General features: G+C 38.9%; 1 pseudogene. It reads right to left on the bottom strand.

What is annotated here, in order from left to right:
- Positions 1 to 192, bottom strand: a pseudogene (locus ACJ5GX_RS07305) (Fe(3+) ABC transporter substrate-binding protein); the annotation flags it as partial.
- Positions 193 to 499: the final 307 nt, after the last annotated feature.

The raw sequence follows: 499 nt of genomic DNA, 5'->3' as shown, positions 1-499 counted from the left end.
ATTTTCTCTGTGTTTTGCGTTTTTTGTTACTGCTGCACCACTAATATTCACCATTACACCATCACTCGGAAAGAAAGCGCCTAACTTTTCTGTGATATTCTTTTTATTTTCTGATGAAAGGATTCTTGCAAAGTAGTAGCTATTTACTATTGCAACATTGCCTTCACCAGCGGCTACAGCATAAATTTGATCGATCACACTCCACCAGCTCTTCAAGCAACCGATGCTCCCGATAAAATCGGTCTTTATCTACCCAACCGCAACACATCAGTAGTTTCGTGATCGATCAGTTTATTGGTAGCGGCTAGCCCCATAGTAAAGTTGTTCCCGTTACCCTTAAATCAGCATGCCGATATCACACTGTAGAATAGTAGATAGGTGTACATATTCGGTTAGAATGCAATGAAAATGAAATTACCGTGTTCAATGCAGTAATAATAGAGGGCCACGATATTACATATATCTGCTCACTTATAGACGCCAAATCATTGTTTAATAT

The organism is Wolbachia endosymbiont of Tuta absoluta (assembly GCF_059414725.1).
Note: the sequence above shows the minus strand (reverse complement) of the source record. Positions and strands in the feature narration are given on the sequence as shown.